This window comes from Aquitalea palustris, from assembly GCF_003693445.1.
GTDB lineage: Bacteria > Pseudomonadota > Gammaproteobacteria > Burkholderiales > Chromobacteriaceae > Aquitalea > Aquitalea palustris.
Genome location: NZ_RFAR01000051.1, coordinates 15,451 through 40,746, shown reverse-complemented (window position 1 = coordinate 40,746; position 25,296 = coordinate 15,451). Strand labels below are relative to the sequence as shown.

The 25,296-nt window shown below is 60.7% G+C and carries 28 protein-coding genes; 8 read left to right on the top strand and 20 right to left on the bottom strand.

Annotated features, from left to right (window positions below):
• Window positions 1-5 precede the first annotated feature (5 nt).
• The 6 genes from leuB to leuC all read right to left on the bottom strand — a co-directional run bounded on the left by leuB (window position 6) and on the right by leuC (window position 4,265).
• Window positions 6-1,070 (bottom strand): 3-isopropylmalate dehydrogenase, encoded by a 1,065-nt coding sequence (gene leuB / locus EAY64_RS12425; protein ID WP_103525070.1) that lies wholly within the window; start codon window positions 1,068-1,070, stop codon window positions 6-8.
• A gap of 70 nt (window positions 1,071-1,140) precedes the next feature.
• Window positions 1,141-1,425, bottom strand: a complete 285-nt coding sequence (locus tag EAY64_RS12420; RefSeq protein ID WP_059285084.1) for a hypothetical protein — start codon at window positions 1,423-1,425, stop codon at window positions 1,141-1,143.
• A 19-nt stretch (window positions 1,426-1,444) separates the two neighbouring features.
• Entirely contained in the window at window positions 1,445-2,005 is a 561-nt protein-coding gene (locus tag EAY64_RS12415) for a pyridoxamine 5'-phosphate oxidase family protein (RefSeq protein ID WP_103525069.1), read from the bottom strand.
• 15 nt (window positions 2,006-2,020) lie between these two features.
• Window positions 2,021-2,659: a 3-isopropylmalate dehydratase small subunit gene (gene leuD, locus EAY64_RS12410; protein WP_103525068.1), complete on the bottom strand. Its 639-nt coding sequence runs from the start codon at window positions 2,657-2,659 to the stop codon at window positions 2,021-2,023.
• A gap of 25 nt (window positions 2,660-2,684) precedes the next feature.
• On the bottom strand, window positions 2,685-2,837 hold the full coding sequence (locus EAY64_RS12405; protein ID WP_103525067.1) for an entericidin EcnAB: 153 nt from the start codon (window positions 2,835-2,837) through the stop codon (window positions 2,685-2,687).
• Between the two features lie 21 nt (window positions 2,838-2,858).
• Window positions 2,859-4,265 carry a 3-isopropylmalate dehydratase large subunit gene (gene leuC, locus EAY64_RS12400; RefSeq protein WP_103525066.1) on the bottom strand — a complete coding sequence of 469 codons (1,407 nt, stop codon included), beginning with the start codon at window positions 4,263-4,265 and terminating at the stop codon, window positions 2,859-2,861.
• 231 nt (window positions 4,266-4,496) lie between these two features.
• On the opposite strand from leuC, the gene EAY64_RS12395 reads away from it, so the two are divergent.
• Window positions 4,497-5,279, top strand: a complete 783-nt coding sequence (locus EAY64_RS12395; RefSeq protein WP_103525065.1) for a helix-turn-helix transcriptional regulator — start codon at window positions 4,497-4,499, stop codon at window positions 5,277-5,279.
• Here the strand turns inward: EAY64_RS12395 and EAY64_RS12390 are convergent.
• From EAY64_RS12390 to EAY64_RS12380, 3 genes are read right to left on the bottom strand one after another with little or no spacing between them, the layout of a single operon-like run.
• The gene (locus EAY64_RS12390; RefSeq protein ID WP_103525064.1) at window positions 5,263-6,453 is read right to left on the bottom strand and encodes an MFS transporter; all 1,191 of its coding nucleotides are present in this window, start codon (window positions 6,451-6,453) and stop codon (window positions 5,263-5,265) included. The genes EAY64_RS12395 and EAY64_RS12390 overlap by 17 nt on opposite strands.
• Before the next feature lie 56 nt (window positions 6,454-6,509).
• Window positions 6,510-6,917 (bottom strand): RNA-binding S4 domain-containing protein, encoded by a 408-nt coding sequence (locus EAY64_RS12385; RefSeq protein ID WP_103525063.1) that lies wholly within the window; start codon window positions 6,915-6,917, stop codon window positions 6,510-6,512.
• Window positions 6,914-7,567, bottom strand: a complete 654-nt coding sequence (locus EAY64_RS12380) for a fumarylacetoacetate hydrolase family protein (RefSeq protein WP_103525062.1) — start codon at window positions 7,565-7,567, stop codon at window positions 6,914-6,916. Before EAY64_RS12380 ends, EAY64_RS12385 begins: the two co-directional genes overlap by 4 nt.
• A 446-nt stretch (window positions 7,568-8,013) precedes the next feature.
• Between EAY64_RS12380 and EAY64_RS12375 the strand changes: the two genes are divergently transcribed.
• Together EAY64_RS12375 and EAY64_RS12370 are read left to right on the top strand one after the other, a co-directional pair.
• A complete protein-coding gene (locus EAY64_RS12375; protein WP_411267232.1) occupies window positions 8,014-9,717 on the top strand; it encodes a PHA/PHB synthase family protein in 1,704 nt (567 codons plus the stop codon).
• 84 nt (window positions 9,718-9,801) lie between these two features.
• Window positions 9,802-10,983, top strand: coding sequence for an acetyl-CoA C-acetyltransferase (locus EAY64_RS12370; protein WP_103525060.1), 1,182 nt, complete (start codon window positions 9,802-9,804; stop codon window positions 10,981-10,983).
• Window positions 10,984-11,221: 238 nt separating this feature from the next.
• On the opposite strand, the gene EAY64_RS12365 is transcribed toward EAY64_RS12370, so the two are convergent.
• Window positions 11,222-11,590 (bottom strand): YkgJ family cysteine cluster protein, encoded by a 369-nt coding sequence (locus EAY64_RS12365; protein WP_324255867.1) that lies wholly within the window; start codon window positions 11,588-11,590, stop codon window positions 11,222-11,224.
• 55 nt (window positions 11,591-11,645) lie between these two features.
• Here EAY64_RS12365 and EAY64_RS12360 point away from each other — a divergent pair, with 55 nt between their 5' ends.
• Together EAY64_RS12360 and EAY64_RS12355 are read left to right on the top strand one after the other, a co-directional pair.
• A complete protein-coding gene (locus EAY64_RS12360; RefSeq protein ID WP_103525058.1) occupies window positions 11,646-12,863 on the top strand; it encodes an alkaline phosphatase family protein in 1,218 nt (405 codons plus the stop codon).
• Window positions 12,864-12,919: 56 nt separating this feature from the next.
• Window positions 12,920-13,300: a putative zinc-binding protein gene (locus EAY64_RS12355; protein WP_103525128.1), complete on the top strand. Its 381-nt coding sequence runs from the start codon at window positions 12,920-12,922 to the stop codon at window positions 13,298-13,300.
• On the opposite strand, the gene EAY64_RS12350 is transcribed toward EAY64_RS12355, so the two are convergent.
• The 4 genes from EAY64_RS12350 to EAY64_RS12335 all read right to left on the bottom strand — a co-directional run bounded on the left by EAY64_RS12350 (window position 13,292) and on the right by EAY64_RS12335 (window position 17,750).
• Window positions 13,292-14,350 carry a hypothetical protein gene (locus EAY64_RS12350; protein ID WP_103525057.1) on the bottom strand — a complete coding sequence of 353 codons (1,059 nt, stop codon included), beginning with the start codon at window positions 14,348-14,350 and terminating at the stop codon, window positions 13,292-13,294. The genes EAY64_RS12355 and EAY64_RS12350 overlap by 9 nt on opposite strands.
• A gap of 216 nt (window positions 14,351-14,566) precedes the next feature.
• Entirely contained in the window at window positions 14,567-15,508 is a 942-nt protein-coding gene (locus EAY64_RS12345; protein ID WP_158604689.1) for an alpha/beta fold hydrolase, read from the bottom strand.
• A gap of 100 nt (window positions 15,509-15,608) precedes the next feature.
• Window positions 15,609-16,337 carry a pseudouridine synthase gene (locus EAY64_RS12340; protein ID WP_103525055.1) on the bottom strand — a complete coding sequence of 243 codons (729 nt, stop codon included), beginning with the start codon at window positions 16,335-16,337 and terminating at the stop codon, window positions 15,609-15,611.
• 459 nt (window positions 16,338-16,796) lie between these two features.
• Entirely contained in the window at window positions 16,797-17,750 is a 954-nt protein-coding gene (locus EAY64_RS12335; protein ID WP_103525054.1) for a DMT family transporter, read from the bottom strand.
• Between the two features lie 222 nt (window positions 17,751-17,972).
• Between EAY64_RS12335 and EAY64_RS12330 the strand changes: the two genes are divergently transcribed.
• Window positions 17,973-19,478 (top strand): amidase, encoded by a 1,506-nt coding sequence (locus EAY64_RS12330; protein WP_103525053.1) that lies wholly within the window; start codon window positions 17,973-17,975, stop codon window positions 19,476-19,478.
• Here EAY64_RS12330 and EAY64_RS12325 read toward each other — a convergent pair.
• Genes EAY64_RS12325 through EAY64_RS12305 form a run of 5 tightly spaced genes read right to left on the bottom strand, consistent with a single transcriptional unit; the run spans window position 19,475 to window position 23,322 of the window.
• On the bottom strand, window positions 19,475-20,086 hold the full coding sequence (locus EAY64_RS12325; RefSeq protein ID WP_103525052.1) for a PqiC family protein: 612 nt from the start codon (window positions 20,084-20,086) through the stop codon (window positions 19,475-19,477). The two genes, EAY64_RS12330 and EAY64_RS12325, sit on opposite strands and share 4 nt — an antisense overlap.
• Entirely contained in the window at window positions 20,083-21,741 is a 1,659-nt protein-coding gene (locus tag EAY64_RS12320; protein WP_103525127.1) for a PqiB family protein, read from the bottom strand. The genes EAY64_RS12325 and EAY64_RS12320 overlap by 4 nt, the downstream gene beginning before the upstream one ends.
• Window positions 21,734-22,375 (bottom strand): paraquat-inducible protein A, encoded by a 642-nt coding sequence (locus tag EAY64_RS12315; protein ID WP_103525051.1) that lies wholly within the window; start codon window positions 22,373-22,375, stop codon window positions 21,734-21,736. Before EAY64_RS12315 ends, EAY64_RS12320 begins: the two co-directional genes overlap by 8 nt.
• The gene (locus EAY64_RS12310) at window positions 22,357-22,992 is read right to left on the bottom strand and encodes a paraquat-inducible protein A (protein WP_103525050.1); all 636 of its coding nucleotides are present in this window, start codon (window positions 22,990-22,992) and stop codon (window positions 22,357-22,359) included. The genes EAY64_RS12315 and EAY64_RS12310 overlap by 19 nt, the downstream gene beginning before the upstream one ends.
• Before the next feature lie 6 nt (window positions 22,993-22,998).
• Complete coding sequence (locus tag EAY64_RS12305) at window positions 22,999-23,322, bottom strand: helix-hairpin-helix domain-containing protein (protein ID WP_103525049.1); 324 nt, start codon at window positions 23,320-23,322, stop codon at window positions 22,999-23,001.
• Between the two features lie 151 nt (window positions 23,323-23,473).
• On the opposite strand from EAY64_RS12305, the gene EAY64_RS12300 reads away from it, so the two are divergent.
• Together EAY64_RS12300 and EAY64_RS12295 are read left to right on the top strand one after the other, a co-directional pair.
• A complete protein-coding gene (locus EAY64_RS12300; RefSeq protein ID WP_103525048.1) occupies window positions 23,474-23,806 on the top strand; it encodes a DUF2249 domain-containing protein in 333 nt (110 codons plus the stop codon).
• 287 nt (window positions 23,807-24,093) lie between these two features.
• Window positions 24,094-24,402 (top strand): YMGG-like glycine zipper-containing protein, encoded by a 309-nt coding sequence (locus EAY64_RS12295; protein WP_113024031.1) that lies wholly within the window; start codon window positions 24,094-24,096, stop codon window positions 24,400-24,402.
• Between the two features lie 75 nt (window positions 24,403-24,477).
• On the opposite strand, the gene EAY64_RS12290 is transcribed toward EAY64_RS12295, so the two are convergent.
• Window positions 24,478-25,254, bottom strand: a complete 777-nt coding sequence (locus EAY64_RS12290; protein ID WP_199052548.1) for a sulfite exporter TauE/SafE family protein — start codon at window positions 25,252-25,254, stop codon at window positions 24,478-24,480.
• Window positions 25,255-25,296: the final 42 nt, after the last annotated feature.

Below are 25,296 nucleotides of genomic sequence, written 5' to 3'. Positions count from 1 at the left end.
TTTTTTTACAGCGCCGCCACCACTGCGTCACCCATGCCGGAGCAGCTGACCTTCTCGCAACCAGCCTCGAAGATGTCGCCGGTGCGATAGCCTTGGGCCAGCACGGTCTTGACCGCATTTTCCACGCGCACGGCGGCTTCTTCCTGGCCAAAGGTGTAGCGCAGCATCATGGCGGCGGACAGGATGGTCGCCAGCGGATTGGCCAGGTTCTTGCCGGCGATATCCGGCGCTGAACCGTGCGAGGGCTCGTACAGGCCCTTGTTGTTCTGGTCCAGCGAGGCGGACGGCAGCATGCCGATGGAGCCGGTGAGCATGGAAGCTTCGTCGGACAGGATGTCGCCGAAGATGTTGCCTGTCACCATCACGTCGAATTGCTTGGGGTTGCGCACCAGCTGCATGGCGGCGTTGTCCACATACATGTGGCTCAGCTCTACCTGCGGGTATTCGCGCGCCACGTCGATCATGATTTCTTTCCAGAACTCGGTGGTTTCCAGCACATTGGCCTTGTCCACGGAACACAGCTTCTTGTTGCGCTTCATGGCGATGCCGAAGGCAACATGGGCAATGCGGCGCACTTCGCTTTCGCTGTAGCGCATGGTGTTGAAGGCTTCGCGCTCGCCCTGCTCATTCACACCCATGCCACGCGGCTGGCCGAAGTAAATGTCACCGGTGAGTTCGCGCACGATCATGATGTCCAGGCCCGATACCACTTCCGGCTTCAGCGTGGAGGCATTGGCCAGCTCCGGGTAGAGAATGGCCGGACGCAGGTTGGCAAACAGGTTCAGGTCCTTGCGGATGGCCAGCAGGCCGCGCTCCGGGCGCAGCGGGCGATCCAGCTTGTCATATTGCGGGCCGCCTACGGCGCCCAGCAATACGGCGTCGGCTGCGCGGCACAGCTTCTGGGTGAATTCCGGATATGGCACGCCATAGGCGTCGTAGCCGGCACCGCCCAGCGGGGCTTCTTCCAGCTCGATCGGCAGGCCATCCTGACGTAGCACGTCCAGCACGCGACGAGCCTGGGCAATGATTTCCGGACCAATGCCGTCACCCGGCAATACGGCGATTTTCATGATGATTCCTTCTTTATCCCTGGATTATTGACGGACAAGTCCGGGGGTGGCCCGGCACTGCCCACTCCGTCTAATTGTCATGCCGCCGGGTGAGGCTCTCCACCAGCACCCGCTCACAGCATTTGAACACGATATACATCAGCATGGCCGCATACCCCAGCCCCAGCAGTTGCAATAACTGGCTCAGGGCCCCATCCATGGCAGCCTGCCAGCCTACATCCAGCCACAAATGGATGTTCAGGTTCAGCAAGATGGCCAGATTGACGGTGGCTGCGCCAAACATTAAAAAACTCAGGCCCAGCAGGACAAAGGTGAGCAGCAGATGGCGATACAGAAACCCCATGTTGGCTCGCATTTTGTGCTCCCCCTCCCCGTCAGCGCTGCAGGCGACTCTTTTCCACAATTCCGCTGGCCACGCCATCCAGACTGGTCTGGTTGCGGTCCTGCCAGTACTGCCGAATGCCTTCCGGGCCTTTGGCTTTCGCCCAGTCATTCAGCTGTTCGCGCTCGCCCTGGTAATCCATGAATGGCACCGACATGCCGCAGGATGACTGCACCAGCTCCACGGTCAGGTCAAATAGCTGGCGCGCACCGGACAAGGCGGGGAGCAAGGCCGCCAGCGCCTCCCACTCGGCATCGCCCTGGTGAATGGCCCTGGCCTGACCATACAGGCGGAGGATCAACGGCTTGCCAGCAAAGGCGCAGAACATCAGAGTCATGCGCGGGTTGTGTTGTAGGTGTGTCGCCGTTTCATTACCGCTGCCGGTGACATTCAGCCACAGCACCCGCTCCGGCGACAGTACCCGCAAGGCGTCCATGCCCTTGGGGGACAGGTTGACCCGACCGTCCGCCATGGCTGTCGCCACGAAAAACAGGTGCTGCTCTTCGATGAAACGGACATGGCCATCATTCAGTGCCGGGTAACGCTGTCCCATTGGGCGGTCCTCTTGTCAGGCAAACAACCAGGGCTGTGCTTGACGGCGCGCCGCCTCGTAGGCCTTGATCTGCTCGGCATGCTGCAAGGTGAGGCCGATTTCATCCAGGCCACCCAGCAGACAGTGCTTGCGGTGCTCGGTGATGTCGAAGCTGAACACCTGCCCTGTAGGGGTGGTGATGGTTTGCGCCGCCAGATCCACGGTCAGGGTATAGCCTTCCTGCGCTTCACATTCGCGGAACAACTGATCCACCACCTCGGCCGGCTGAACAATCGGTAGCAGGCCGTTCTTGTAGCAGTTATTGAAGAAAATATCGGCAAAGCTCGGCGCAATCACCACGCGGAAGCCCTGATCATCCAGCGCCCATGGTGCGTGTTCGCGGCTGGAACCACAGCCGAAGTTTTCACGCGCCAACAATACCTGTGCACCGGCATAGCGCGGGAAGTTGAGTACAAAGTCCGGGTTAAGCGGGCGCACGCTGTTATCCATGCCCGGCTCGCCGTGATCCAGATAGCGCCACTCGTCGAACAGATTGGGACCAAAGCCGGAACGCTTGATCGACTTCAGAAACTGCTTGGGGATAATGGCATCGGTATCGACGTTGGCGCGATCCAGCGGGCATACCAGCCCGGCCAGTTTTTCAAATGCTTTCATGGAATTCTTTCCGCATCATGTCACCCTAGTGGGCGACGTTTTCGATGGCCTCACCGGCCTTCTGTACGCCATGGCCTACGGCATGGGCGCCGTCTTTCAGATCCTCCCCCATGCCATGCATGGTGTGGCAGGCAGACAGCAGGCATGCCACTGCCAGAATGAGTAGCGATTTCTTCATGGGGATGGTCCTTTCGCAGAATTAAAGCTGTCGGATATCGACAAAATGGCCGGCAATGCCCGCCGCGGCAGCCATGGCCGGGCTCACCAGATGGGTACGCCCACCCTGCCCCTGACGGCCTTCGAAATTGCGGTTCGAGGTAGAGGCACAACGCTCACCCGGCTGCAGGCGGTCGGCATTCATGGCCAGACACATGGAGCAACCCGGCTCGCGCCATTCGAAACCTGCCGCGATGAAAATCTTGTCCAGCCCTTCGGCCTCCGCCTGCGCCTTCACCAGACCGGAACCCGGCACCACCAGCACCTGCTTCACACTGGCGGCCTTGCTGCGGCCACGTGCTACCGCAGCAGCTTCGCGCAGGTCTTCGATACGGGAATTGGTACAGGAGCCGATAAACACGATGTCGACCGGAATCTCTTTCACCGGGGTATTGGCGGTCAGACCCATATAGGCCAGCGCGCGTTCAATACTGCCCTTCTTGACCGGGTCGGCTTCGGCGGCCGGGTCCGGCACGCTGCCGTCGATGTCGGTCACCATTTCCGGGGAAGTACCCCAGGTCACTTGCGGCTTGATATCGCTGGCGTCCAGCTCGACAACCGCATCGAAGTGCGCGCCTTCATCGGAATGCAGGGTGTTCCAGTAGGCCACAGCGGCATCCCAGTCAGCACCACCTGGTGCAAACGGACGGCCCTTGACGTAGTCGATGGTTTTTTCATCCACCGCTACCATGCCGGAACGAGCGCCGGCTTCGATAGCCATATTGCACAAGGTCATGCGGCCTTCCATCGACAGGCTGCGAATGGCTTCGCCACCAAACTCGATGGCGTAACCGGTACCACCAGCGGTGCCAATCTTGCCGATGATGGCCAGTGCCACATCCTTGCCGGTGATGCCTGCAGCCAGCGGGCCATTCACCTGCACCAGCATGTTCTTGGATTTCTTGGCTACCAGGCACTGGGTAGCCATGACGTGCTCGACTTCCGAGGTGCCGATGCCGTGTGCCAGTGCACCGAAAGCACCATGGGTGGAGGTATGGCTGTCGCCACAGACCACGGTCATGCCCGGCAGGGTGGCGCCTTGTTCCGGCCCCATCACGTGCACGATGCCCTGGCCCTTGTCCTTGAACGGGAAGTAAGCCAACGCACCGAAGGACTTGATATTGGCGTCCAGGGTTTCCACCTGCTGGCGCGAGATCGGATCCTTGATGCCTTCGTCCCAGTGATCGGTCGGGGTGTTGTGGTCGGCAGTGGACACCACCGAGTCAACCCGCCACAGGCCGCGCCCGGCCAGCTTCAGGCCTTCAAAGGCTTGCGGGCTGGTGACTTCGTGCACCAGGTGGCGGTCGATATAGAGAAGTACGGTGCCGTCGGCCTCTTCCCGCACTACATGGCTGGACCAGAGCTTGTCGTAAAGAGTTTGTGCTGTCATGGCTTCCTGCTCGTTGATGGCGGCAGCGCCGCCGGTTTGCCGGATTTGCAGTCATTCTGTCACGCTGCCAGCAGGCACTACAAGGCGGATGAAACCGGGCTCGCGCAGCTGGCAGCAGTCATGCTGGCTGCTGTTGCCTGACATCATGTCTCAGCTTTTTTCCTAGTACAAGATAAGGATTTATACTAGTACTAGCACTACCACGTTGAGATTGTCTTCAGGGGAAAGCACATGAGCAGCAGCAAGACCACCAGCCCGCTGGGCGAATTCATCCGCGCCCACCGTGAACGGGTCAGCCCGCAACAGGCTGGCCTGCCTATAGGCAGCCGACGCCGCGCCAAGGGCCTGCGACGCGAGGAGGTAGCGGCACTGTGCGGCATCAGCCCCACCTGGCTGACCTGGATTGAGCAAGGCCGCAGTCAGTCGGTATCAGCCCCCACGCTGTCACGGCTGGCCGATGCCCTGCTGCTGACCCATGCCGAGCGCGATTACCTGTTCAAGCTGGCCGGACTGAAAAACCCGCAGGAACGGCCGGCCGAGCGCAATCCGCAAGCCCGCGAAACACTGGTTGCGGCGGTCAACGTCATTGCATCACCCGCCTATGTACTGGATGGCAACTGGAATGCCCTGGCCTGGAATGCCCTGGCGCAGGATTTGTTCTATGGCTGGCTGGACCAGCCGCTGGCGCGGCACAATCTGCTGGATTTCATGTTCTTGCAGCCAGACTCGCGTCAGCTGGTGGAAGACTGGCCGACCCGGGCCAGACGCATGGTGGCGGAATTTCGCGCCGATGCCGGCGAACGGCTGGAAGAAAGCGCCATCCAGCAATGGGTGGAGACGCTGCGCCTGGGCAGTGCGGAATTCGACAGTCTGTGGCAACAGCACGATGTACAGGGCCGTGAAGGGGGTGAGCGCGCCTTCAACCATCCGCAGCGCGGCCGACTGATCTATCAGCAGCTGACGCTCAATCTGGCAGCCTCGCCCGAACTGAAGCTCATCATGCTGCTGCAGTAAACCGCACCGCCTGTGGCCGCAAATAGCGCCAGCACAGCAGCGCACCCAACGCTGCCGCCAGCACCGACATGCCAAAGGTGGGCAACATGCCGCCATGTGGCCACAACACACCGCCAACCAGCCCACCGGTGCTGCCACCAATGCCAAAGGAGGCAATGATGTACAGCCCTTGCGCCCGCCCCTGGTGCTGTTCGGCAAAGAAGCGGTGAATCAGCCCCACCGATGTTGCGTGATGCAGGCCGAAAGTCAGTGCGTGCATGCTTTGCGCCAGTACAGCCCATGCCGGATGGTCGACCACCGTGGCAATCAGCAGGAAACGCAGCACCGCAGTGAGCAAGGACGCCAGCATCAGCCGCTCCAGCGAAAAGCGCCCCATGATGCGGGGCATCAACAGGAATACCAGGATTTCACTGATTACCCCCACCGACCACAGCAGGCCGATGGCACCCTTGTCGTAGCCGGCATGGCGCAGGCCAATCGAGTAGAAGGTGTAGTAAGGCCCATGGGCATACGCCATCAGGAAACAGCAGCCAAACAGGGCCAGCACCTTGGGCTGGCGCAGCGTGTGCCAGATGGGTGCAGCAGCGGCCTGCTGGCGCTGCCCGGCCACATCCGGCACCAGCCAGCCAGCCAGTACAATCAGCACCAGCAAGCACAACAACGCCCACGGCAGATTGGCCAGATGGATCAGGTCCAGCACATAACCGCCCACCATGGACAGGCAGACAAAACCGATGGACCCCCATACCCGCACCCGGCTATAGCGCCCCGGCTGTGCCCGTGTCAGGTAGGCGGTACTGGCCTCGACCAGTGGCAGTGCGCCGGCCCAGAAAAAGTGCGACACCGCCAGGCTGATGAAAATCCTCCAGAAGCCCTGCCCCAGGCCGACAAAGGCAAAAGCCAGCGCCGAACACAGCGAGGTACTGATGATAATCGCCCGGCGACGCCCCTGGCGGTCGGCCAGCCAACCCCAGAAACCGGGCGCGGCAATACGTGCCAGCGTGGACAGGGCCATCAGCACGGAAATCTGCAAGGCAGAGAAAGACAAAGACTCCAGGTACAGCCCCCAGAACGGCCCGAACAAGCCCTGAAAGGCGAAATAGGCAAAATAGAACAGCGCAAACGGTCGCAGCGAAGGGGTGGCAACAGCGGAAACAGCAGATGGAGCAGACATCAGACCACAATCAGACAGGCAACACACCATGCCAGCCAGGCATGGTGCGCTTGGGATTACAGGGTGCCCTTGAAGCGCGAGATATCGCGCCGGGCTTTCTTGGTGGGGCGGCCATCGCCATGCGGAAAACTGGCATGCTCGGCCTTGAGCAGCAGCATGCGCTCCTCGCGTGCCTGCCGTCCCGCCTCGTCTTCACGGTATAACAGCACCGCCTCTTTGGCCGGACGACGCTGTGTGGCCAGTTGCAACACGATAACATGATATTCCAGCTGGTTGATACGCAGCAGCAACTCATCGCCCTCACGCACAATGCGCGAAGCCTTGACCCGCTCGCCGCCCACCAGCACCCGCCCCAGCTCCAGCGCCTCGTGCGCCAGCTGACGGGTTTTGTAAAAACGGGCAGCCCACAGCCATTTGTCCAGCCGTACCTTGTCGTCGTCTTCCGCCTGGGTTTGTCGGCTCATGCTGCCACCGTCCAGTCGGCAGTCACCAGACCATCCAGCTGCGCCTGCACGACATCTCCCGGCTGCAAGGCAGCCACACCCTGCGGGGTGCCGGTGTAGATCAGGTCACCTTCGCTCAGCCCATAGACATGCGACAGATAACTGATGATGGTGGCCAGCGGAAACAGCAGCAGGCTGGTATCCCCACGCTGGCGGACGACACCGTTAACTTGCAGGCTGAAGGTAAATGGCTGACCGGCAGCAACTGACTCAGCCGCGACAAAATCCGACACGCAGGCCGCATGACGAAAACCCTTGGCCTTGGTCCATGGCTTGCCGCCTTGTTTGGCTTCGCTCTGCACATCGCGGGCGGTCAGATCCAGCCCGATGCCATAACCCGCGATATGCGACAGCGCATCAGCCTCGGCAATATCGCGCCCACCTCGGCCCACCAGCAATACCAGCTCGCACTCATGGTGCACATCAGCAGAATAAGCCGGCAGGCTGATCGCCTGTCCGCCAAGCGTCAGCGCCGAGCTGGGTTTGAGAAACACCAGCGGTTCTTCTTCCAGCTGATTGCCCAGTTCGGCCACATGGGCGGCGTAATTGCGCCCGATGCAGAAAATATTGTCGACACGCTGCTCGACACCATTCAGTCTGACCACTGCCATAGTGAAATTCTCCCGGTTCAGGCCGTCGATTATCCCAGATGTGACCCCGCTTGGGGCAATGCAATACTTATCCTTTTGTCATTTTCATTGTGTACTCTGTTAGCATGCAGCACTTTGCCGTTTCTGCCGGTACTGCCGGCTGTTGCAAGCCGGGGGCAGGCTTTACGGCAGTTGGGTTAAGGACATGGACATGATTTGTGCATTGCCGCAACAGCCCTTCCCTCGCTGTGGATTTTTTCCATCCGGGCTACCTTCACCCGGTGAAAATGTCATACAGTCCTGTTACAGTCAGCGAGTACCCCCTGGCGGCGGCACCCCCGACCAGCCAGGGCAGGACGTATCCATCCACCTCTCACGGCATGTTAAGGAGATTTACCTTGACTCAGGACACGACCACTTCCCTGGAGAGCTTCTTCTCCAGCCTCTCCGAGGCCAATCAGCAGTGGATGCAGCAGTTTGTCAATTCGATGACCGCAGGCATGCCGCTGGACGCGGCAGCCAATCCGATTTCCGGCGCCTGGAACCAGATGGTGAACAACACCAATCAGCTGCTGGCCATGCAAACCAATCTGTACCAGCAGCAGATGAATATGTGGATGCAGTTTCTGGGCCAGAAGGCTCCCGCCGTAGGCGCTGCCCCGGCAGCTCCGGCTGGTGACCGCCGCTTTGCCGCCCCGGAATGGAATGAGCATCCCTTCTACAGCTTCCTCAAGCAAAGCTATCTGCAAACATCCAAATGGATGACCGAGCTGGTCGACCAATCCCAGCTGGAAGAAGAATCCAAGGAAAAGCTGGCTTTTGCCACCCGTCAGTATCTGGACGCGATGGCCCCCACCAACTTCATGCTGACCAACCCGGAAGTGATCAAGCGGGCGCTGGAAACCAAGGGCGAAAGCCTGGTGGAAGGCATGAAGAACATGGCCGACGATTTCCAGAAGGGACATATCTCGATGTCGGACGAAAGCAAGTTCGAGATCGGCAAGAATATCGCCACCACCCCTGGCGAAGTGGTCTTCCGCAACGAGCTGATCGAACTGATCCAGTACACGCCGACCACCACCGAAGTGTACGAAAAACCGCTGCTGATCGTACCGCCCTGCATCAACAAGTACTACCTGATGGACCTGCAGCCGGACAACTCCATGGTGCGTCACTTTGTCGCCCAGGGTTACAAGGTCTTCCTGATCAGCTGGCGTTCTGCCGTCCCGGAAATGAAGCATTTCACCTGGGAAAGCTATATCGAGAAGGGCGTGATTGCGGCGGCGGAAACCGTGAAGAAAATCACCAAGCAGCCCAGCATGAACGCACTGGGCTTCTGTGTCGGTGGCGTCATCCTCAATACCTCGCTGTGCGTGATGCAGGCCAGGGGTCTCAAGCTGATCGACAGCGCCACCTTCATGACCTCGCTGATCGACCACGAAGATCCGGGCGAGATCAAGGTCTTCATCGATGACAAGCTGGTACAGAGCCGCGAGGCCAAATTGGCCCACGGCGGCATCATCAGCGGCAAGGAGATCGGCCGTACTTTTGCCAGCCTGCGCGCCAACGATCTGGTGTGGAACTATGTGGTCAACAACTACCTGATGGGCAAGACCCCGGCACCGTTCGATCTCTTGTACTGGAACAACGACGCAGTCGACCTGCCGCTGCCGATGCATACCTTCTTCCTGCGCCAGTTCTACCTGAACAATGCGCTGGTCAAGAAAAATGCCATCACCCTGTGCGACGTGCCCATCGACATCAGCAAGCTGGACATTCCGCTGTACGTGTTCGCTGCACGCGAAGACCACATCGTACCGTGGAAGTCGGCCTTCTCCGGCATCAAGTACCTGACTGGTGCCCCGTCGCGCCGCTTCGTGCTGGGCGCATCCGGCCACATCGCCGGCTCCATCAACCCGGTCACCAAGGACAAGCGCAACTACTGGGTGAATGAGAATCTGCCGGAGGATCCGGAAGCCTGGCTGGAAGCTGCGGAAAGCCGCCCGGGTAGCTGGTGGAAAGACTGGGACAACTGGCTTGCTCCGCAATCTGGCAAAAAGGTTGCCGCCCCCAAGACTGCCGGCAGCAAGGAATTCCCGGCGCTGGTGGCTGCACCTGGCACTTACGTCCTGGCCAAGGCCATGCCCAGCACGGTAGCCAGCCTGCAATAATCACCTGATGCCCGGCGCATGAACGCCGGGCACTGGCTCCAGACAGGGGCCACCCCACCCCAAAACCATAACGGAGAATTAACTATGCAAGATGTCGTAATTGTTGCAGCCCTGCGTACTGCCGTAGGCAGCTTTGGTGGTGCACTGGCCAAGGTTCCGGCTCCGGAACTGGGCGCGACCGTCATCAAGGGCCTGCTGGCCCAGACCGGCGTCAAGCCGGAAGATGTCAGCGAAGTGATTCTGGGTCAGGTACTTACCGCCGGTGCCGGCCAGAACCCGGCCCGCCAGGCCCTGATCAAGGCTGGCCTGCCCATCTCCACCCCGGCCTCCACCCTTAATGTGGTGTGCGGCTCCGGCCTGCGCGCCGTGCATCTGGCTGCCCAGGCCATTGCCAATGGCGATGCCGAAATCGTGATTGCCGGTGGTCAGGAAAGCATGTCGCTGTCGCCGCACATCCTGCCAGGCTCGCGTGATGGTTTCCGCATGGGCAATGCCCAACTGGTGGACACCATGGTGGCCGACGGCCTGACTGATGCCTACAACCAGTACCACATGGGCATCACTGCCGAAAACGTGGCCGAAAAATACGGCATCAGCCGCGAAGAGCAGGACGCGCTGGCACTGGCCTCGCAAAACCGCGCTGAAGCCGCCCAGAAAGCTGGCAAGTTCAAGGACGAAATCGTTCCGGTACTGGTGCCGCAGCGCAAGGGCGATCCGGTAGCCGTTGATGCCGACGAATACATCAAGGCCGGCACCACGGCCGAGACCCTGGCCAAACTGCGTCCGGCCTTCAAGAAAGATGGCACCGTGACCGCCGGCAACGCCTCCGGCATCAATGATGGCGCTGCCGCCGTCATGCTGATGACGGCAGCCAAGGCCGACCAACTGGGCCTGAAGCCGCTGGCGGTGATCCGTGGTTACGCCCTCACCGGCTGCGCCCCGGAAATCATGGGCATCGGCCCGGTTGCCGCCACTCGCAAGGCCGTGGAAAAAGCCGGCTGGACGGTAGAACAGCTGGATCTGGTGGAAGCCAACGAAGCCTTTGCTGCACAAGCACTGGGTGTAGCGCGTGAACTGGGCTGGTCTGCCGACAAGGTCAATGTCAATGGCGGTGCCATTGCACTGGGCCACCCGATTGGCGCATCCGGCTGCCGCGTACTGGTTACCCTGCTGCACGAAATGCAGCGTCGGGATGCCAAGAAAGGCCTGGCTACCCTGTGTATCGGTGGCGGCATGGGTGTTGCACTGGCAGTGGAACGTCCGTAAGCCATATAAACTGCACTTGCCGTACCAACAAACCGGGCGCACTGCCCGGTTTTTTCATGGATGGCCCACCCGCAAAAAAGCCCCGGCACACTGGCCGGGGCAGGTTCGGTCAACCGCCCTGCTGGCTGACCGAGGTGGAGACTTCACACCACCAGACAATCCACTCTGCAATACTGTCTGGAAGGTTTCTTCAGCATAGATGGGGTCGGGAAATTTCCTAGCGCAACATCACCAGTCTTCAGTCCAGTTGCAATGGCGGCAAGCCATGCTGGGCACGCGCCCGATTACATGCTTCTTCGTAGATTCCAATGCTGGCCCGCGCACCGAATTCGCGGCAGGGAGAAGGCCGCTCACTATAGATGCCACAGCTGACCGACTCCCCCACCCGGCCGATCAGGGCAATGCAGCGCGGGCGGGCATAATCAGTACCACGCATGCGCACCGTGCTGCGGGTTTCCTCGTCCGCCAGCCGCGCCGGCACCCGCCCTCCCGGCTCACTATCCAGTTCGGAATGATGAAAACTGACGCGAAATGCAGCGCAACAAGCGCCGCAGCGCTGACAGATGTTTTGCTCGGATGAGGACATGGCGGGAAACAGAGAATTCAAGAGGCCACAGTATGCCTGTAAGCTGGGGGAAATTCAGCAGCCTTGCGAGCCTTGCATGCCCTCCTTGCTTTCTACCCTCAGCCCCGGCAGCCACTGGCCCGATTACCACGGCAGCAGCCTGCTCAACCTGACCGCCAGCCTGTCAAGCGAACTGGGCGGCCCGCAAACCGGCATGCCGGAACTCTGCCCACCATGGCTGGCCGGTATTGGCCGGCATCGCCATGTGGTATTGATCCTGATCGACGGACTGGGCACCCAGCAGTTGGCTGGACTGGGGCCGCACAGCCAGCTGTACCAACACCAGCTTGCCACGCTGACCTCAGTCTTTCCGGCCACCACCGCAGCGGCGATTACCAGCCTGATGACCGGCCAGTCCCCCGCCAGCCATGGTCTGGTGGGTTGGCATCTGTACAGCGATAGTAGCAGCAATGCACCAGCAGAAATCGTCGCACCGCTGCCGCTCACCGTGCGCCACCCGGCCGACAGCACGTCCACTCCGCAGCAACTGTCCGAACGCTTGCTGGTGTGCCCGCCCTTGCTGCCACAATTTGGCCGGCGGGTGCAGATACTGCAGCCGCACTACATTGCCGACTCACCCTACAGCCTGCACCATGCCGGCTCGGCCCATCGCCGCAGCTACCGCAGCATGGACGAGGCTTTCACGCTGCTGGCCAGCAGCCTGCAAACGGAAACAAGGCCAGGCTTCCACTATCTGTATCTGCCGCAACTGGACAGCCTGATGCACCGTCACGGCACGCAAAGCCAGGCGGTCCGCACGCTGTTCGCGCAGATTGACCAGGGATTTGCCAGCCTGGCAGCCATTGCCGACCAGGCGGATTGCGCCTTGCTGGCCACGGCTGATCATGGTTTTGTCGATACGCCAGTTGAGCGGCAGATCAGCCTGGACGAGGCGTTCCCCGCGCTCTATGCCATGCTGGCCCAACCTTTGTCCGGCGAACGCCGGGCGGTGTTTTGCCATCTCAGGCCCGGTTTGCAGGAGCGCTTCATCAGCCTGGCACAACAGCAAATAGGCCACGCCTGTTGGGTGATCGAAAGTAAAAGGCTGCTGACTGGCGGCGCATTCGGTCCCGGACCGCAGCATCCGCAACTGGCGCAGCGAATTGGTGAGGTCTGCCTGCTGGCCAAGGAAGACTGGAGCATTCGCGATACGCTGCCCCAGGAGAAACCGCTCTATCTGCCCGGTCAGCATGGTGGCGTGACCGCAGCGGAAATGAGTGTGCCGCTCATCCTGCGCCTACCCCGGAAGGATTAGTGCTCATTCTGCCTGCGGCGAATAGCACAGGCAGAATGGCCAACGCACAATGGGGCATGACAAAGCCGAATCTTCCCCTGGTCTATGCCTGCTCCGGCTGCTCCAGTGCCGCGCAGATGGCCAATGATCTTGCCCTGCGACTGGACCGCGTGGGATTGGCCGAGATGTCCTGCATCGCCGGGGTGGGCGGAGGTGTGGCCACACTGGTCAGACTGGCGCAATCCGGCCGGCCGGTGCTGGCACTGGATGGCTGCCGACTCGCCTGCGTCCAGGCCTGTCTGCAACGGGTGGACGTCACAGCAGACCACACCTTGCTGCTGTCAGAACTGGGTGTCATCAAGCACAAGCATCAGGCTTATGCCGCTCAGCAGGCCGAGGAAATCTGGCCCATGCTCAGCGCACTTGCCAACAGCCTGGCCAAAGCGCCATCAGAATAAGCCGCTTTGTTGCTGTTGCTGCTGCAGGCTGGCCAGTTCGTCGGCAAACTGCTGTTCCAGCTCGCGCAATTGCTGGCGATTGACATGTACCGGCATGATGGCACGGGAGACCGGCTGCAATTGACCCAGCACCACGTGTTCGTAGCTGAGGGCGGTCACGTCGTCGGCATCCGGCCGCTCATGCCGTACGCCCATGCGGTTCAGATAGATGGTTTCCGCCTCGATACGGAAAAACACTGCCGGCTGCTCCAGCACTTGGCACACCACATCCAGTATGCCCCCCAGCTCGGCCAGGCTGGCCAGCGGCTGCAACTGCTGCTGCAACGCAGCCTCCCGCTGGCGCAAACCTGGCTCATCCGCAGGCAGGCTTGCCGCGCCGGAAGAGACATTGCCGGTCGCATCAATCACCTTGCCGCCGCCCCGCGAAAGCGTCAGCAGTTTCAGTTGCACCTGCTCCAACTCGCTTTGCAGATCCAGGCGCATCTGTTGCATCAAGCGCAGGCGTCGGCCAATGACGGCTACCAGCACCGCCAGCCCGCGCTGGCTGACGTTTTGTTGCAAGTCTTCCTGATTTGCCGACGGATCCATCAAGCGGTGCTGATCGAAACTGACCACCAGCTGTGCCACATCGCTGCGCACTTCACCGTTGTGCTCGGTCATGCCAAAACGGGCTGTCTCGCTGCGGCTCATGCTCATCATGGCCCAGGCATCATCCCCCTTGCTGGCTGACAGGAAGAAGTCTTCCAGTGCGGCACTGCTCTTGAGAAACAGCAACAGGCTGAGCGGGCTGGAGAACAGCAGGCCAAGGCGCCGGTCGGTCGCAAAACCGCGCAAGGACAACTCAACCGGCTCAATGCGCTGCCAAGGCAGGCTGGCCAGATAGTCCAGCGAACGCCGCATGCCGGGCAGCAAGCGCTGCTGATAGCCAGACAACAGCCGCAAACGGGCATCGCTGCCATCCACCACGGCCTCAATGGCCTGCAACAAGGTGGCCTTGCGCTGCCGGGACGCCGCATCCAGCTCCAGTTTTTGCCATAGCCAATCGAACATCGGCAAACTCCCTTCACAACAGACTACAGGCCAGAGCAGGGCCTGTAGTAGCGGATTATGATCATGCTCCCGCACATTCAGGATTGTTGCCTGCTGCGGCACAGGCGGGAAGAGGCGGCGCAGGCAGCCAGAACATCAGCCAGCCCAATACCGCAGGCCGAGCAGAGCGGCCTGATACAGCATGCCAGGATTTTACCGGTGTGCTGTAGCGCAGCATCAAACTTGTGGCGAACTGCCTTGCAAAATGTCTTGCAAAGCCGCCAGTGTCTGCACGGCAAACACCACTGGCAGCACATGGGTGCCACCGTCAATGGTAATCAGCGGCGCATCCAGCAAGAGCGCCAAGCGCTGACCAATATCCAGCGGAAAAATCTCGTCCTGGGAGCCCCAGACCACGGCAACCGGCATCGCCAATGGCTGGGAATAGCGCTCCAGATGCTGCTCCTGCCGGCTGGCCAGCTCCTGCATCAGCGCCCGCAGCTGTGGTGCGCGGTCCCGGTAATAGAACTGCCAGACATCCTTCAACAAGAATTGCGGTGCCCGGGCCAGCGGGCTACCCACCATCGCCATCATGCGCGCCACACCCTGTGGATCGGCCGGAACGAACAGCTGCTCGGCCGATGCCACCCGTGCACGGGCCAGCAAGTCCTGCTGATCTTCCGGGGTATACACCATGCCAGGCGAGGCCATGATCACCAGCTGCGATACCTGCTGCGGCAAACGCCGCGCCAGCTCCAGCGCAACAAAGCCGCCGTAGGACAAGCCCACCACTTGCACCGGGCCAGTGATGCGCGCGCGAATCAGCGCCTCCAGCGCATCAGCCTGCGCCAGCAGCGAAGGCGCGCCGGCCGCATGACTGCCACCGAACCACAGCAAGTCCGGCACCAGCACATGGTGACGCCGGACCAGTCCGGCCATCACCCTCCCCCAACTAGCCGGACCATCCCCGCCGAAACCGTGAATCAGCAACACGCTGCTGCCCTGCCCGCCCTCCAGAAAAGCCAGCTCACCACCCTGCTGCAGCAATAATCGACGGCTGCGAAAACCGGCCAGCCGCAAATAGGCCCGGACCATGTACTGGCCGGTGGCAGAAGGAAAACAGCAGGCCAGCACCACGGCAGCCAGCACCAACAACAAGGGAATGAGATAGGCGTTCATGGCAGTGATCATGTCATGCCCGCCTTACAAAACCAAGTCAGCCGCCACCATGCAAAACGGCGACCATCTGTCGCCGTGTTTGCCCGAGACATGCCAGCGCTCAGAACATCTCGTCGTCACGCAGGTAACGCCATTGCCCGGTGGGCAGATTGCCCAGCTTGATGGTGCCGATGCGGATACGCTTCAGCCCCACCACGCGCAAGCCTACCAGCTCGCACATGCGGCGAATCTGGCGCTTCTTGCCTTCGCGCAGGACAAAGCGCAACTGGTCTTCGTTCTGCCAGGCAACTTCAGCCGGCTTCAGCGCTTCGCCATCCAGCGACAGACCATGATTGAGCAGGGCCAGGCCACGCTCGTCCAGCTCCCCGGTCACACGAACCAGGTATTCCTTCTCCACCTCGGAGTTCTCGCCGATGATGTGCTTGGCGACACGACCATCCTGCGTCAGCACCAGCAGGCCGACCGAATCGATATCCAGCCGCCCGGCCGGGGCCAGACCACGCAGATGGGCAGGAATGAAGCGCTTCTTGCTGGGGTCTTCCATCCAGTGATTGTCTGGCTTCACCAACGTTACCGCCGGTTGATAACCCTTTTCTGCCTGGCCGGAGACATAGCCCATCGGCTTGTTCAGCAGAATGGTGACGCGGGAAGCTTGCGCATCCTGCGCCTTCTTCAGTACTTCGATGGTGTTGTGCGGCAGCACTTTCTGGCCAAGCACGGCCACTTCGCCGTCTACCTTGACCCAGCCTTGCTCGATATAGCTGTCCGCCTCGCGACGGGAACAGATGCCCAGCTCGGCCATACGCTTGGAAAGGCGCACGGGTTCCATTGGATAATCCTGTAATAAAAAAAGCGGGTAGCGCCGGGTGTCATGCCGCTACGGGCCATTCCCGTCCGCTGCATGCCGCCATCGGCACAGCCGCTGTTGATCTGCCGTCATTGTAGGGGATAGACCGCCGACTGACCATGATTTACGCCGAATCAGCTCATCACCAGCAGGGCTGGGTACTGACGGCGACATCATTCGGCATCAGGCATGGCAGTGTAAAATTAAAACCAGGGGATGACGGCGGGCAAGAAAATGCCCGGTGAGTCGGGGAAGATTCACCGGGCCGAGCTATAGCCAATACTGAAGAGGAACAAAAGCCAGAGGTACTTCAACAACAAGCAAAAAGAAGGTTGGCAGGTACTACAGGAGATCCAATAAGTACGGGCACTGCCAACAGAACTAACTTTAGTCGCTGCCAACACTTTTAACCATCCGTAAAAATCCGTAGTCAAAACCACATTATTTGGCAGCTGACAGTTCTGTCGACCGGCGTGCAGTGGCAGCAACCGTGCCACGGCTGAGAGAACCGAGCACAATGCCCGAGAAAATAGCGGCCAAGCCAGCCACATGATACCAACGCAAATCCTCTCCCAGCAGCAGGATGGACTGCAGGGCACCGAAGGCTGGCATCAGATAGAGAAAAGCCGCCGCCTTGGCCGCACCCACTTGGGCAATGGCGCGGTTATACATCAGGAAAGCCAGCACCGAAGGGAAAATGCCCAGATACAGCAAGCAGCCCATCACCGGGCCGGACAGCAGGTGAAAGCCGCCGGCCTGCCAGGTTTCCTCTACAAAAGCCGGCAGCAGTAGTACCTCGCCCACCAGCAGCAGCACCATCATCATGACCAGCGGGTCCAGCCCGGGCCGGAGCGTGCGCAAGCCAAGCGTATACACCGCCCAGCACAGCCCGGCAGCCAGCACCAGCAGATCGCCGCTACTGAACTGGAAATGACTCATGCCCAGCAGATTTCCTTTGAGTACGATCAGCAAGGCCCCTGCCAGTGCCAGGCCCATGCCAGCCCACTGACGCCGGCTCAGCCGCTGCCGGAAGTACAGCGAGCCCAGTACCAGCACCATCATCGGCGTGGCGCTATTGAGAATGACGGCGTTGGTGGCCGTGGTGCTACGTACCGCGACATAGACCAGTGTATTGGTCAGCCCGATTCCGAACACACCCAGCAATAGCAGCTTTTGCCACTGTTGCCTCAACAAAGGCCAGGCGCGGGCCAGGCGCGGCAGCCCGAACGGCAGCAGACAAAGCAAGGCAATTGCCCAGCGGCCGAAGGCCAAACCGAAAGGACCGATCTGGCCATGAATGGCACGGGCAATGACAAAGTTGGTCGACCACAGCAGCATGGTCAGTACCAGCAGCAGATAAGCGCTGCGGGAAGACCGGGGACTTGGATGGGACATGATGATGTAGCGAAATGGGTGACAGCAGAAATTTTACCCAAAGCCACTTAAATATCATTGCCAATTAAATCAATTTAAAAGCACAATAAACCTTATTTTTTTAAATAAATGATTTTTTAATTCACACAAATAAATTTATGCGCAATTCAATCCGACCAAGCCGTATTGGAGCATGAGCCAGAAGCGATTATGCTCTCAGGATTGCATCAACCGGTGATCTCCATGGCCTTTTTCCCAGAATACGAAAATCACGACGGTATCGCGCTGGCCGCCCTGCTGGCCAAGGGTGAGATCAGCACTGCCGATTTATTGCGCGCGGCGCAGGAGCGGATGGATTTGCACAATCCGGCGGTCAATGCCGTGCTGCTGCGCCTGGATGAACAAGCAGCCCGCCAGCCGCAACGCGCTGCTGCCAGCCCCCTGGCCGGCCTGCCCATCCTGATCAAGGACTTGCAGGCCGACATCCAGGGCTGCCCCACCCGTAGCGGCAGCCACCTGTTTCAGCACCATGTCGCCACCGAAGATAGTGAACTGATCCGTCGTTACCGCCAGGCCGGGCTGATTTTCGCCGGCAAGACCACCACGCCGGAATTCGGTCTTTATCCCTACACCGAATCCAGGCTCAGCGGTGCCACCCGCAATCCCTGGGATACCAGCCGGACTTGTGGCGGCTCCAGCGGTGGCTCGGCGGCAGCCGTGGCGACCGGCATGGTACCCATTGCCCATGGCGGCGACGGCGGTGGCTCCATCCGCATCCCGGCATCTAACTGCGGGCTGTTTGGTCTGAAGCCCAGCCGTGGCCGCTCGCCCTGTGGCCCGCATACTTCCGAACTGTGGCAAGGCTATGCCAGTGAACACGCCTTGACCCGCAGCGTGCGCGACAGTGCAGCCATGCTGGACATCCTGTGCAAGGGCTTTGATACAGGCGACGCCTATCATTGCCCAGCGCCAGAGGCCTCTTTTCTGGCCAGCCTGCAACAACCCGTCGGTCAGCTGCGCATAGCCTTTACCCGCCAGCCGTTTCTGGGTGGCAAGCTGCATGCCGATGGCGAGGCCGCACTGAGTCACAGCCTGCGCCTGCTGCGCGATCTGGGTCATGAAGTGGAAGAAGCCCATCCGCCACTGGGCAGTGCCGATGAAATGTGTCACGCCATGCTGGTGATGATTTGCGGCGAACTGGCCTGCCTGATGCGCAACAGCCAGCGGCTATGCGGGCGCAAGGCTGATTTCCGTCTGGTCGAGGCCGACAGCTGGACACTGGCCCGTTACGGCGAGCTATTGTCAGCAGGCGAATTTGCCTGGATGCGTGACTTTGCCTTGCGCCAGGGCCGCATCATGCAGGCATTCCATCAGCGCTACGATGTGCTGGTGACGCCGGTGCTGAATCAGCCACCGGCAGCCATCGGCGCACTGGCCACCTCGCGTTTCGAACAATCGCTGTCCACCCTGCTGCTGGGGCATCTGGGCTGGGACTGGACGCTGAAACTGAGCCGGCTGGTGCCCGAGCACTCGCGCAAGCTGATGGAGTACATCGGCTGGACCATTCCCTTCAATATGAGCGGCCAGCCAGCCATGAGCGTGCCACTGTTCTGGAATGACGCCAATCTGCCCATCGGCACCCAGATGGTGGCAGGTTACGGCAAGGAGGCCCTACTGCTGCAGCTGGCAGCGCAACTGGAACAGGCACAGCCCTGGTTCCAGCGTCGTCCGCCACTACACCAGGGCTAGCCTGCTGCGTGGCGCAACCACGCCGGATGCGCCGCCAGCGCCTCGGCAATCTGGCTGCTCACCCCGTCCAGCAACACCTGCTGTGCCGCCACCAGCGCAGTTTGTTCGCTACTGGCCACGGCCTGATGCTGGCTGAAATAGCCTTGCAGCAAGCTGGCATCGCTGCCCGGACGCGTGATGCGCCAGGCCGCCGCCAGCGTAGCCCCGGCTCCCGGCTGCAGGCGGAATTCCCTGACATCCAGCGTCACACTCAGTTCGGGCCGCGCCAGGCTCAGTTGCGGCGCAGCATACACGCTGGACAGCCCCAGCTGGTGCGACAGATTCACCGCCAGCGCCTGCGTCAGCAGCCGCGACAGGCTGGCCGTCCAGTAGTGCTGCTCCTGTAGCTGGGGCTGGCCCTGGCTGTCTTGCAGCAGCAGCTGCGGCCGGTCCACTCCGGCGGGCAGGCTGACCGCTTCAACCAGGATCACCGCTCCGGCCTGCGGCACGACCAGCGCAGGCAGGCCGGCCTGCAACTGGTGGTAATGCAGCGGGGCCGAGCTGCAACCGGCCAGGACCAGCCCCAGTAGCAGGCCACTTGCGGTACGGATAAGGGTGTTCTTGCTCATGGTTTGTTTTCCTGCTTGCCACGGATCAGCGCTTCCGGGTGGCGGTCGAGATAATCACTCAGCGCGCGGAAGCTGCGGGCGGTATCGCTGACATCCTGCGCCGCCTTGCGCACATCTTGCTGCAGCGGTGAATTGGCCTGCAGGGTCTGGTTGGCGGCATCCAGCGTGCGTTGCAGCTGCTGCAGCGTTTGCACGGTTTGCGGGACGACCTTGCCATCCAGGCTGTCGCCCAGTTGGCGGACGCTGCTCAGCGTGGCATGCAGTTCCTTGATGGTGCCATCCAGCTCCTGGCCTATGCTGTCGAACGGTACCTTGTCCAGCTTGCGGGCGATACGTTGCAGCACGCCTTGCAGTTCTTCCAGATCACCCGGAATGGTGGGCAGCACGTCCACGCCCTGGCTGTGGCCCAGCTGTGCCGGTTTGGCGTCGCGGAAGAAGTCCAGCGCCACGTACAGCTGACCGGTGAGCAGACTACCGGAGCGCAGTTGCGCCCGCATGCCATGCTCGACCATCTTGTCCAGTTTCATCTGATGCAGCCGGGTTTCATCCATATTGCGCGACATGCTCAGCAAACGGCTGGGGTAGATGCGGATATCCACCAGCATGTTGAAGTCCTTGCGTGGCGCGTCGTATTCCATGCCGATGGCGGTGACTTCGCCGATGATGATGCCGCGGAAGTCCACCGGGGCGCCCACGGTGAGGCCGCGTACCGATTGCTGGAATTTCAGTTGCAGCGGGACCACCTCGTGGTCTGGTGACTGCATGGCCTGATCGCGGGTATTGGCCAAGGAGAAAGTGCTGCTGGCCGCAGCCGGCTTGCCCTCTTGCACGGTGACCGGCGTTTCAAAGGCCACCCCACCCAGCAGGATGGCGCTGAGCGACTGGGTATTGACTTTAAGGCCATTGGCCGAGACCGACAGATCCACTCCGCTGGCGTGCCAGAAACGACTGTCTTCGGTGACAAAGTGATCATAGGGAGCGTTGATGAACACGGTGATATCAACGCTATGGCCCTTTTTGTCCAGCTGATAGGCCACCACCTGCCCCACCGGCACGCGCCGGAAATACACCGGCGCGCCGATATCCAGCGAACCCAGCTCGGAAGCCTTGAGCACAAACTGGCGGCCCGGCAGGTCGCCGGTAAGAATGGGCGGCACTTCCAGCCCGGTAAAGTGCTGGCTCATCTCGCTACTCTTGCCGGCATCCATGCCGACATAGGCACCGGACAACAGCGTGCCCAGGCCAGACACGCTGCCCCCGGCAATGCGCGGCCGCACGATCCAGAAACGGCTGTCGCGTGCCAGAAAGCGCTCGGCCTCCTTGCTCAACTGAGCGGTGGCCTCGATATTCTTGCTGTCCGGGCTGATGCGTACCGCGGTGACTTCGCCGATTTCCACATCCTTGTACTTGATGCGGGTCTTGCCGGCCTCCAGCCCTTCGCCACTGCGGAAGGTAATGGTAATGGTGGGCCCGCGCGACAGCACGGCCTGCACCGCCAGATAGCCGCCAATCAGCGCAGCGACCAGCGGAATCAGCCAGACCAGCGAAGGCGACCAGCGGCTGGGGCGACGACGCTCGGCCACGGCCAGCGGCACGCTCTCCGGGTGGGCGGGCAGACCTTCATCCGCGGTCTGCGGCGTGTGTTTGTCACTCATCATCATCCTCGAAAACATCCCAGATCAGTCTGGGATCAAAATGCATGGCCGACAGCATGGTCAGCACCACGACCGCACCAAAGGCAATCGCTCCCGGCCCGGCCTTGATGGTGGCCAGCGACTGCAACTGCACCAGCGCCACCAGCAAGCCAACCACATAAATATCCAGCATCGACCACGGCCCCACCACCTCCAGCAAGCGGTACAGCCGGGTACGCTGGCGCGGCGCCCAACGCGAACGCCAGTGCACGGTAAGCAATAGCAGCAGCATGGACAGTATCTTCAGCAAGGGCACCAGCACGCTGGCGATGAACACCACCAGCGCCAGCGGCCAGGAACCACCCTGCCACAGATAGACCACCCCGCTCATGATGGTGTCGCGCTGAGTGCCGGACAGCATGTCGGTGAGCATGATGGGCAGCAGATTGGCCGGGATATAACAGATTATCGCGGCAATCAGATAGGCCCAGGCGTATTGCAGGCTATGCGGCTTGCGCCGGTGCAGCGCTGCGCCGCAACGCGGACAATGCCAGGCGGCCTGGTCTGCCCCGGCGGGCAGACGGCACAACAGACTGCAGCCATGACAACTCCACATGCCGTGGCGAGCGGCCGTCTTCAGCGGGAGGTGCGACATGCGTGGTAGCGCTCCCATAGCAGGCCGGCATCAAAGCGACTGGCACTACTGGCCAGCAACAGGATCAGGGCAAAAAACGACCACAGGCCGATGCCGGGATGCACAGCAGCCATGTGGGCCAGCTTGACCAGCGACACCAGCACACCCAATAGAAAAACCTCCACCATGCCCCAGGGATGCAGAATGCGCACCAGTCGCATCACGGCAGCAAAGCCACGCGGCGCACGACCCAGCGACAGCGGCAGCAACAAATAGAGCAGGCAGAGCAGCTCCAGGCCGGGCAACAGCACGCCAGTGAGCAGGATGAGCAGCGCCACCGGCTGCATCTGTTGCTGGGTCAGTTGCCAGGCGGTGCCAAGCAAGGTGGTGGCGGTGCGCACGCCGCCGGCTTCCAGCCCGACTACCGGGAAGACATTGGCCAGGATGAAGACCAGCAGACCGGCCAGCACCAGGGCCAGCGAAGTGGCGGGCTGATAGCCGGGGCCGGGCAGCAGCTGGCAGCCGCAGCGACTGCAGCAGACGCCGTGGGTGGCATGCGTGGGGGCAGTTTGCAACAGATCACACTCGTGGCAGGCCAGTACCGGTGAATCTGCCGGGGAAACGAGAGAGTTCGTCATGGCTGGCTATTGTACAAGCGGCCATGCGGGGCCGACAGCCCTGCTGGCAAGCTCGGCCTTGCGCTGCGCCGTGAAATGCCACCACGGCAGGGCCTGATCCTGCAGCAAGTAATGCGTAAGTGCGATGAAAACATCCAGCACGCAAGGATCATGCCGTTGGCCGGTTTGCTGGCACAGGGCCTGGTAAAGCGCATAGGGATCAGCCTGGCGCAGCGATTGCGGGCTGTCATACCCCAGCAAGTTTAAATCCGCTGCCATGGCTGGTCCGACATTAGGCAGCTGCAACAAATTAACGGCCTCGCTGGCTGGCGGGCAGCGTGCAGGGTGCATGCCTGTTCTCCTCACGATAATGCCGACATCTTAAAACAACAGCGGATGCTTGCACTGCTTGCGGGGCAGATTTTCTTATCCTGCCTCAAGGAGGCCTGCCGCCAGACTACGACAAAATCCTGGCTTCACTCCCTCAAGCCGGAAGATCAACGTGACTACACTATCCCCTCAACTGAATACCAGCTACCTGTTTGATGCTCGCGGTATTGCCAAGCGCTTTCGCCACGCTGCCATTTTCGCGGCACTGGAAAGCCTGCACGATGGCGAAATCATGCGCTTCGTCAACGATCACGATCCGCTACCTCTGCTGGAGCAGATTGGCCAGCGCTATGCCGGGCAGATCAGCTATCGCTATGTTGACCGCTTGCCGGAGATGATCGTGATCGAATTCCAGATCAGCCTGGGTCAACAGCAAGAAGCTGCGCCAGCCAACGCCGGTGGTTGCGGCGGTGGCGGCGGCGGTTGTGGCTGCTCCGGCCAGTAATACCCGCATCGACAAGCTGTGTCCAAGCGGCATGACAATGGCTGTTGCAGGGTCCGTGCATTTACCCGGCCCGACTCTGTAACAGATTGTTATAAACCCACCATTTTAATGTGGAATATAAAATCCATTTAAAACAGATAATTAGCCGTAATTATGCACCGGGCAATTCCATGATCATTAGCAGGCAAACGCTTTTCAATACTTGCTAACATTTCACGGCTTGTCCGTTTTGCCCTGCCCTGCCTAGACTGCCGCCACTTACTCAGTGAAAGCAGCAAATCATGCAAATGAACAAGTGGATTTCGATTATTGCCATCACACTGGCAGCTGGCGCAGCTCAGGCCAGCTCGACAACGGATGCGATTCTTGGCGGTGCAGTAGGCGGTGCAGCAGGTGCAGCAGTCGGCAATGCGGTGGGTGGCCGTAATGGCGCCATCATCGGCAGCGCGGTGGGTGGTGCTACCGGCGTGGCCATCACCACCAAGAACCAGCACGAAGACCGACCGGCAGCACCGGCGCGTGATGAAGGGCGTCGCCATCATCATCGCCACCACCACGACAACGGCCATCATCATGGCTGGGACCAGCACCGCTGATCACCGCGATATCGCCCAAACACAAAAGACCACGCCTGGCGTGGTCTTTTACATGAATGACCGGCTGGATATGGCTCAGCCATGCAGCCAGGGTTGCAGCATGTCCCAGGCCAGCTTGCCGATCAGCACCGTGGTCAGCAACAGGAACAGGATACGGACGAAGCCAGCGCCCTTTTTCATGGCTACCCAGGAACCGGTCATCGCGCCCAGCACATTGAAGCCGGCCATGGGAATGGCGTACTGGAACAGCACATTGCCGGTGGGAATGAAAAAGGCCAGCGCCGCCACATTGGTGGTGAGATTGACTACCTTGGCTGCAGCCGAGGCATGCAGGAAGTCAAAGGCGAAAAAGCGGATGAACAGGAAGATCAGGAAGCTGCCGGTACCCGGTCCGAACAGGCCATCATAAAAACCGATGGCCCCGCCAATGGCCATGCCCACCGCCATTTCGCGCCGCCCTATCGTCACCGGCTTGTGCAGTTTGCCAAAGTCCTTTTTCCACAAGGTATACATGGCCATCAGCACCAACAGTACCAATACCAGCGGGCGAATCACCGACTTGGGAATGGCATTCACCGTGGCTGCGCCGGCAAAGGACATGATAAAGGCGGTGATGGCCGCCGGAATCACCAGTTTCCACGGCAGGCGTACCCGCTGCAGATAAGATCGCGTTGCCGACAAGGTGCCCACCGCCGAGGACATCTTGTTGGTGCCAAACAGCGTGGCGGCCGAGTATTGCGGCAGGAAATTGAACAGCGCCGGCGTCTGGATCAGCCCGCCGCCGCCAACGGCCGCATCGATCAGACCGGCCATGAAAGAAAAGAAACACAGAAATCCCAAGGTCAACAACATGACTGCCTCCTGATAATGCAGCCATTGTAGGGCTTGCCCTGG